This is a genomic window from Streptomyces sp. (genome assembly GCF_035563135.1).
Taxonomy (GTDB): domain Bacteria; phylum Actinomycetota; class Actinomycetes; order Streptomycetales; family Streptomycetaceae; genus Streptomyces.
Genome location: NZ_DATMVN010000134.1, coordinates 1 through 5,890, shown reverse-complemented (window position 1 = coordinate 5,890; position 5,890 = coordinate 1). Strand labels below are relative to the sequence as shown.

Genomic DNA, 5,890 nt, shown 5'->3' with positions numbered 1-5,890 from the left:
GCCGAGCTTCTCGGGCACGGTGACGGCAAAGGTGTTGTTGCCCAGGGAGCGGTACTGCGCGTCGACGAGACGCTTGTCGCCGTTGGCGTAGTTTCCGCTCAGGTAGATCTTGGGTGTGATCGGGTCGCCGTCGGGGTCGCGGATGTCGGCGCGCACCGTGAACTCACGTCCCGCCGGGGCCGCGGTGGCCGGGGTGACGGTCATGTCGGTGATGACGGGAGGGGTGTTGTCGCCCGTGGTGGAGCCGGCGTACGCCTTCTTCACCGCGTAGTACGACAAGCGCTTGAGGCCATCCGGGAGGAGGTTGAACCAGACGCCGCCGAAGTCGTGCTCGAGGCCGTAGTGGAACATCGTCGCGCCCAGCGCGACGCCCCGGTGCCCTGTGATGCAGTTCCAGGCCTTGGTGTAGCCCTCGGCCTTCTGGACGTCGGTCGGCTCGTCGGGGATGCCGTTGACGTCGTCAGGCACCTCCCACTCACCGGCGTTCCCCGTCTCGGTGATGATGTACGGCTTGTTGTACCCGCCGTCGATCCAGTCCTGGCGCACACCGCAGATGTCGCCGTAGGCGTTCATCGAGTACAGGTCGAGGTCCGGGGCGTTGCGCTTGTAGTACGGCCAGGCTCCGGTCCACGCGTCCGTCGAGGTCACGGGGTGGTCGGGGTCGATGGAGTGGATCTTCTTGGCGACGTCGTTGACGAAGGTCGTGTAGGCGTTGCGCTGGGCCTCCAGCTCGGTACCGCCGTAACAGTTCTGCAGGCCGAGGACGGACTCGTTGCCGACGTTCCACATCAGCGTCGCCGGGTGGGACTTGTAGGTGTCGACCCACTTGGCGAACTCGGTGAGCATGGTGCTCTTGTACGTCGTGTCGGTGACGTAGTTGACGCAGCCACCGGAGCCGGGGCCGCCGCCGGGCTGGAGCCAGAAGCCGTTGACGACCTTCAGCCCTTGGGCGGCCGCGGCGTCGAGCAGGGGCTTGGTGCCACCGTCCGTGCCCCAGGTGCGGATGGTGTTGACGCCCATGGACCTCAGGTCCGGCATGTACTTCGGGGCGTCCGCGATGGCCGGGCCCCAGGTGAGGCCCTTGACGGTGTACGGCTGGCCGCCGACGGTCAGCTGCCAGTTCCCCGGCGAGCCGGTCACCTTGACCGCGCCGCCCGGAGGAGGCTCGGTCACGCCGTCGGCGCCGTATACCTGGAACTCCCACAGGGAGTAGCCGTAGCCACCGGAGCGGACGAGGCCGTTCATGCGCACGTACCGGCCGGAACCGGAGATCGCGAGGTCGTCGGTGCCGCCGTCGCTGCCGGTGACGGTCTTCGCCGTACGCCAGTCGGTGCCGTTGTCCGAGACCTGGATCTCGTAGTTCTTGCCGTACGCGCCCTCCCAGGTCAGGACGACGCGGCTCAGGTTCTTGCTCGCGCCGAGGTCGACCTGGAACCACTGGGCGTCGCTCCACCGGCTCGCCCACCGGGTACCGGTCAGGTTGCCGTCGACCGCGGCGGCGGCGGAGAAGGCCTCGCCTTCCTGCGAGGAGGCCGTGGCCGGCTTGCCCTGGGACAGCAGGGACTCGGCAGCGCTCGCGGCGGGGGCGGTGGCGAGGGTGGTGAGGGAGGAGGCGAGAAGCGCTCCGAGGGTGAGGGCAGCCGCCGCGCCGCGCTTGCGGCGGGCTGGTGCGGTCATGGAGGGGGGATGGAACATTGCGGCTCCTGAGGTGAGGGGCGGTGACGTGCGACCAGCTTCCGGAAGGGCTCACCCGCCGATGCAGCGCTCTCCCGGATCCGACGGGTGTGGCATGGCCCTGTCACTTTTAGTGACGGGCCTGGGCCAGGACGTCCTGGCCGGCTGGGTGGTGCGGTAAGTGCCCCGGGCCGGGGTGCGGGGACTGTTCACCCGGCCCGGGGAGTTGCGGTCGGCTCCGTCGCGTTACCGGAGGCCGGTGGAGAGGCGATGGTCCGTCAGGGGAAGGAGACGACGGTGGAGGGCACGGTCGAGGTGCCGGCGGGGATGGTGGACGCCCCGGTGTTATTGATGACGTGGTTGTAGTGGCCCATTCCGCCGAGGGACACCACCAGGAGGCTGTGGAACTTCACCCCCGGCTTGACGGGCGCCTTGAAGCCGTGGTCCTGAACGATGGTCGGGTCCACGTTGTAGTTGCAGTAGCTGCCGAGGCCCCATGCCTCGTGGGTGTTCACCGAGTCGTCGACGCGGTAGGCGGCGTAGCCCTTGGTGGTGCCGTTCTGGATGGCGGCCTGGTTGGGGGCGTCGTACGCCTTCTCGTTCTGGTAGAAGATCGTGCGGCCGCGCTCGCCGTACCACTCGACGTCGTACTTGTTGAAGTGCTCGACGAACAGGCCGGTGGCGAGCACGTCGTCGCCGTTGACGCGGACGCCGTAGTCGGCGCGGTTGGTCTCCCAGCCCCAGCCCTCGCCGTGGTCGGCGCGCCACACCCAGGTGTGGTCGATGATCGCGTCGTCGCTGTTCACGACCATGCTGGTGGTGGCCTTGCCGACGTGGGCGCCGCCGATGCGGATGTAGACGTCCTGCACGGTGGTGGGGTTGGCGGCGTGGTCCGCGCCGGCGCCCTGCGGTCCGATCTCCAGCAGGGTCGGGGAATTGACCGGCCCGGCGTCGATCAGGAAGCCGGCGAGCCGGACGCCGTCGACGTCGGCGACCTTCATCGCGGTGACGCCGTTGTCCGGGATGATCGTGGCGAGGCCGAGGCCGAGCACGATGGTGTTCGCCCGGTTCACGTTGATGGTCTGGTCGACGTGGTAGACACCGGGTGTGAACAGCAGGTGCAGGCCCTGGGCGAGTGCCTGGTTGATGGTGGCGGCGGTGGCGCCGGGCTTGACCACGTAGAACTGGCTCAGGGGGATGGACTCACCCTGAGGAGTGCCGTTCGCCCAGCTGGTGCCGCGGGCGTTGACGCGCTTGGCGGGCGCGAACACCTTGTACTCGTTGCCGTCGAGGTAGAGGTAGGGCTTCTCGCGGGAGATCGGCGTGGTGTCGAGCGTCGTGTAGCGGGGCTCGGGGAACGAGGTGGCCGGAGCACCCTCGACGCCGGAGAAGGTCTGGTTCCAGACGCTGTTGGACCAGCTGCCGATGGAGCTGTCCCGGGTGTACCACTGCTGCTGCGAGTAGTTCCCGATCTGCCCGTCGACCTTGGAGTCGGCGATGTAGCCGCCGCTGGCCCAGCCGTAGCCGTTCGGCGCCAGGTTGAGACCGCCCTTGACGTGCATGCGGCGGAACGAGGACGCCTGCGAGACCGCCCACCGGTTGGTGCCGCTGACCGGGTTGAGGGTCAGCCCCTCCACACCGCGCCAGAAGTTCTGGGTGGCGTTGCCGTTGAACCAGCCCGCGTCGACGGTCACGTCACCGTTGATGGTGGTGTCACCGGGACGCAGACCGAGGCCGGCGATCTGGGTGTAGAAGCCGATCTGCGCGTTGAGGTTGTTGTACGTGCCCGGCTTGAAGAGGAAGGCGTGCCGGCCGGAGCCGAACTGGGCCGACTCCTGCTCCTTGAAGACCTGGTCCAGCTTGGTCTGGATGCCGGGTGTGGACGGGTCGAAGACGTGCACGTTGGGACCGAGGTCACCGCCGCCCGGCAGGGTCGGGCCGGTGCCGTCGTTGGAGCCGTAGACCTGGAACTCCCAGAGGGAGAAGCCGTATCCGGTGGCCCTGGTGAGGCCGTTCATACGGATGTAGCGGCCGGTCCCGGAGAGGGTGATGTCGTCGGTGCCTCCGTCGCCCGCGGAGACGGTGGTGACGGTCCGCCAGTCGGTGCCGTTCTCCGAGGCCTGGATCTGGTAGCTCTTGCCGTAGGCGCCTTCCCAGGTCAGGACGGCGTGACTGAGCGTGGCGCTTTTGCCGAGGTCGACCTGCAGCCACTGGGCGTCCTGCCACAAGCTGGCCCAGCGGGTGCCGGTGAGGTTGCCGTCGACCGCGGCGCTCGCGGCGAAGGCGGGGCCCTCGGTGGAGGAAGCGGTGGCCGTCTTCCCCTGCGAAAGGATGGTGGGAGCGGCGTGTGCCGTCGTGGCCGGGACCAGGGAGAGCAGACTGCTGGTCAGGGCCGCGACCATCGCCCCGACGATGCCCTTACGGGCCGGAAGGGGACGAAATCTGCGGGATGGGGCTGCAAAAGGTATGCCAACAGGCATGAAGGGCTCCTTAACAAACCTGAAACGAGAGAGCGCTCTCCAGACTTTGGCCTGTTCCTGTGAGTGCGGTCAAGGACTCGAACCAACTTTTCTTTAGCCTTCCATTAAGCTGAAGACTGCGCGTGGACGAGCGACGCGGCGGTGGTCAACAGCTGCTCCGCAGCACGCGGTTGGCGCCGGCGCGCCGGGGCGGGCTGTGCCGGGCGGCGGCACATGGCGGTGGTCCGTCGCGCGCGAGGGCCGGATCTCCCCGTGCTCGCGTCGGCTCGGCGGCTTCGTGAGCGGAACAGCACGCTAGGGTTCCGGGTATGAGCAGAAAGGGCCCGACGCTGGAGGATGTCGCACGACAGGCCGGAGTGTCGCGGGCGACGGTGTCCCGGGTCGTCAACGGCATCCGCAATGTGGACCCCGGCATCCAGGAGCTCGTACGCCATGTGATCGAGCAGACGGGATACAGGCCCAACCGTGCCGCCAGGTCGCTGGTCACCCAGCGGACGGAGACGGTCGCGCTGATCATCTCCGGAGCGGGCGACACCTTCGCCTCACGCGTTTTCACCGACCCGTTCTTCGGCCGGGTGGTCAGCGGCGTGGTCGGGTACCTGCGGACGCACTCGATGCATCCGGTACTCCTGGTCGCCGAGTCCGACGCCGCAAGGGAACAGGTTGTCGACTATCTGAGCCAGGGCACCGCGGACGGTGCACTGGTGGTATCCATCCAGGTCGCTGACCCCTTGCCGGAGATGCTGACCGCGGCCCGGATCCCCGTGGTGCTCTTCGCCCGCCCCGAACATCCGCACCTCGCCAGCCATGTCGACCTCGCACATGCCGAAGGAGCCCGCCTGGCCGCCGAGCACCTTCTGGTCAGAGGATGCCGACGGATCGCGACGATCTCGGCCCCGCAGTCGATCCCCGCGGCCCGTGACCGTCTCGACGGCTTCCGCGCAACGCTGGCCTCCGCCGGGATGCCCGATGTTCCTGTTGCCGAAGGCAACTTCACGGTCGACAGCGGTGCCGCGGCCATGGTGGAGCTCTTGAGGGACCACCCGGACGTGGACGGCGTATTCGCCGCGAACGATCTGATGGCCCAGGGAGCCTGCCAGGTTCTGCGTGAGCAAGGCAAGCGGATCCCTCAGGATGTGGCTGTCATCGGCTTCGACGACTCGAGCGTGGCTGTGACGTGCCGCCCTCCTCTGACCACGGTGCGCCAGCCGGTGGAGAAGATGGCCGGAGCGATGGCTCGACTTCTCTCGGAGCACATCCAAGGGATGCACACCGAGCCTGTATCAGTGCTTTTCGACGCCGAGCTCGTGGTGCGCGACTCGGCTTGAGCCGCCGCCGGACGGCATACGCCGGACACGGCGGCCGCGCCGTGCGCCCGGGTACGGCTGCGGCCCGTCGGCCTGGTGGCGGACGGGCCGCAGCCGGAGCGCCCGGAAGGACGTCTGCTTCCTGCCACTGCGCACGAGCGGCCCCGGCCACCGGGGTCGCTAGGCTACGAGGCCCCGTTGCACGCGGATCTGGCGGTGGCTGCGGATGATCTCCGCGTAGCGCCGGCCGCTCGTCTTCACGGTCCGCTTCTGGGTGGCGTAGATGACCTGCACCAGCCCGCCGGCGGAGCCGAACGAGGCCCGCCGCCAGTGGAATCAACGGCCGGGGGCGGCGTCCGAAGCGAGGGCCGGGGATGTGCACTCCGGCCCTCGCCCCCTGGGGTCACGTCTCACCGGTGATACGTTGGC

Annotated in this window: 3 protein-coding genes; 1 reads left to right on the top strand and 2 read right to left on the bottom strand. The window is 68.5% G+C overall.

Features of this window, described 5'->3' with window-relative positions:
- The coding region (locus tag VN520_RS05680) for a discoidin domain-containing protein (RefSeq protein WP_325745737.1) at positions 1-1,677 on the bottom strand (1,677 nt) is incomplete at its 3' end.
- Between the two features lie 275 nt (positions 1,678-1,952).
- Positions 1,953-4,154 carry a discoidin domain-containing protein gene (locus tag VN520_RS05675; RefSeq protein ID WP_325745736.1) on the bottom strand — a complete coding sequence of 734 codons (2,202 nt, stop codon included), beginning with the start codon at positions 4,152-4,154 and terminating at the stop codon, positions 1,953-1,955.
- Positions 4,155-4,462: 308 nt separating this feature from the next.
- On the opposite strand from VN520_RS05675, the gene VN520_RS05670 reads away from it, so the two are divergent.
- The gene (locus tag VN520_RS05670) at positions 4,463-5,482 is read left to right on the top strand and encodes a LacI family DNA-binding transcriptional regulator (protein ID WP_325745735.1); all 1,020 of its coding nucleotides are present in this window, start codon (positions 4,463-4,465) and stop codon (positions 5,480-5,482) included.
- The last annotated feature ends 408 nt before the right edge of the window (positions 5,483-5,890 follow it).

What these genes read in the sequence shown, in the direction of transcription:
- VN520_RS05670 (WP_325745735.1), top strand. Translation starts at nt 4,463, where the DNA reads ATGAGCAGAAAGGGCCCGACGCTGGAGGATGTCGCACGACAGGCCGGA.
- VN520_RS05675 (WP_325745736.1), bottom strand. Translation starts at nt 4,154, where the DNA reads ATGCCTGTTGGCATACCTTTTGCAGCCCCATCCCGCAGATTTCGTCCC.